The sequence below is a fragment of the Pseudomonas sp. NY15354 genome (assembly GCF_048068075.1).
GTDB classification, from domain to species: Bacteria; Pseudomonadota; Gammaproteobacteria; order Pseudomonadales; family Pseudomonadaceae; genus Aquipseudomonas; species Aquipseudomonas guariconensis_C.
Map to the genome: position 1 here is coordinate 1 of NZ_JBLUPV010000060.1, position 2752 is coordinate 2752.

Annotated in this window: 1 protein-coding gene; it reads left to right on the forward strand. The window is 68.0% G+C overall.

Going from position 1 to position 2752, the window contains the following annotated elements; all coding sequences use genetic code 11:
- The coding region (locus tag ACNFCH_RS25745; protein ID WP_416744484.1) for an inverse autotransporter beta domain-containing protein at positions 1-2752 on the forward strand (2752 nt) is incomplete at both ends.

Below are 2752 nucleotides of genomic sequence, written 5' to 3' on the forward strand. Positions count from 1 at the left end.
TGCCCGACACCCAACCGGCCCAGCGATCACCGGCTCACCTCCACACCTTCGCCATGGGCGAGACCCTGGCCTCGATCGCCACCCACTACACCACCACCATCGCCACCCTGCGCACCCTCAACCCCGGCCGCGACCTCGATGCCCTCAAGCCGGGCGATCGCTTGTCCGTGCCCTCGGCCCCCGCGCACGCGCTGCCGGACCTCAACTCGCCAGGCCAGGAGGCCACCGCCCAGGCTGATGACGAGCAGGCCCGCAAGCTCGCCGCCCTGGCCAGCAGCACCGGCAGCTTCCTCAGCAACGACCCCAACGGCGACGCCGCCGCCTCCATGGCCCGCGGCCTGGCCACCGGTGAGGCCAGCAGCCAGGCCCAGCAGTGGCTCAGCCGCTTCGGCACCGCCCGCGTGCAGATCGAGGTGGACGACAAGCTCTCGCTGAAGAACTCCCAGGTCGAACTGCTCGCCCCGCTGCACGACACCCCCGAGCAGTTGCTCTTCGCCCAGGGCAGCGTCCACCGCAAGGACGAGCGCCAGCAGACCAGCCTGGGCCTGGGCGTGCGCCGTTTCAACGACAGCTACATGCTCGGCGCCAACAGCTTTCTGGACTACGACCTGTCTCGCCAGCACGCCCGCCTCGGGCTGGGCGTGGAATACTGGCGCGACTTTCTCAAGGTCAACGCCAACAGCTACCAGCGTCTGACCGGCTGGAAGGATTCGCCCGACGTCGAGGACTACCAGGAACGCCCGGCCAACGGCTGGGACATGCGCACCGAGGCCTGGCTGCCGGCGATGCCGCAGCTCGGCGGCAAGCTCACCTACGAGCAGTACTACGGCGATGAAGTCGGCCTGTTCGGCAAGGACAACCGCAAGAAAGACCCCAGCGCCGTCACCGTCGGCCTCACCTACACGCCCATTCCACTGCTGACCCTCAGCGCCGACCAGCGCAAGGGCAATGGCGGTAACGAGACTACCGTGGGCGCCGAGTTCAACTACCAGATCGGCGAGCCGTGGGCCAAGCAGGTCGACCCCGCCGGGGTCGGCGCCCTGCGCACCCTGGCCGGCAGCCGCTACGACCTGGTCGAGCGCAACAACCACATCGTCCTCGAATACCGCAAGAAACAGGTCATCCAGATGGCCGCCGCCGCCCACGTCAGCGGCCAGGGCGGCGAGACCAAGTCCCTGAGCGTGTGGGTCAACAGCAAGTACCCGCTGTCGCACATCGACTGGACCGCCCCGGCGCTGCTGCAGGCCGGCGGCAAGCTCGTCCACGACGGCGGCCCCCACTACAGCGTGGTGTTGCCCGACTACCAAACCCAGCAACCCAATCTGTACACCCTCCACGGCGTGGCCGTGGACAGCAAAGGCAACCGCTCCGCACGCAGCGAGACCCGGGTCACCGTCAACGCCCCGGCGGTGAGCGCACGCCACTCCACCTTCACCCCCGCCCACACCGTGCTGCCGACCGATGGCACTACCTACGAAACCCTGACCCTGGCCATCCGCGACGAGCAGCAGCAACCGGTGGACATCGCCCTGGCGGACCTCCAGATCACCGTCGCCGAAGCGCAGACCCGCGCGGGCGGCATCGTGGTCGCCAAGCCCGAGCGCGTCTCGGCGGGCCGCTATGACGTGCGCGTGACCGCCGGCACCACGCCGCAATCGATCACCTTGACCCCGTCCGTGCAAGGGACTGCGCTGTCGCACGCGCAGGTCAGCACCGTCAGCAGCCTGCCGGACGACGGCAAGTCCACGTTCACCGCAACCCCGGCAAGGCTCCCCGCCAACGACAAGACCACCACCGTGCTGACCTTCACGGCCCAGGATGCCGACGGCGTGCCGGTCGAAGGCCTCGCCAAGAACCTGAAGTTCGCGGTGCAGGGCGACAAGGGCAGCGTGTCGCCCCCGGACGTGACGGTAAGCGCCATCGTCGAAAGCACCAAGGGCCGCTACACCGCGACGCTCAAGGGCAAATTGGCCGGCCGTTACACCGTCACCCCGCAACTGGGCGGTAAGCCCATCGGCCGGCTCAATGCCGAGGTAGAGCTGCAGGCCTTGCGGCCCGTGCCCTCCACCTCGACGCTGAAGGCCGACCCGGGGATCATCCCGGCCAACGACTACGACACCTCCACGCTGACCTTCACCGCCAAGGACCTCAACGGCAACCCCGTCACCGGCCTTGGCAACACGCTGGCGTTGACGGTCACCAACAGCAGCGGCCAGCCACCGGCCCCCGGCGAGCTCACCCTCGACCCGATCCAGGAAAACGGCAACACCGGCGTCTACCACACGACCGTGCGCGGCCTGCAGGCAGACACCTACACCTTCGTCCCGACCATCGGCCGTCAGCCCGTCAGTGGCCTGAGCGCCACCGTGCAACTGACGACCTTGCCGCCTGCACTGGGCCGTTCGAGGTTCGAGGCCGCCCCGCCCAAGATCCCGGCAAGCGGCACCGACACTTCGACCCTGACCTTCACCGCCAGGGACGCGAACGACAAACCCGTGGAAGGCCTTGCCAACCAGCTGAAGTTCGAACTGGCGAACGGCCCGGCCCCCGGGATCACGCTCGGCGACATTTCAGAAGCTAAAACCGGTGAGTACCGTGCGACACTCCAGGGCACCGCTGCGGGCCACTACACCGTCATCCCGCACTACAACGGCGCCCCCTTCGGCACGCTGAAAGCCGAGGTCGAGTTGCTGCCGCTGCCTCCGGTCGCAAGTCACTCGAAGTTTGAAGTAAAGCCAGACACGATCAAGGC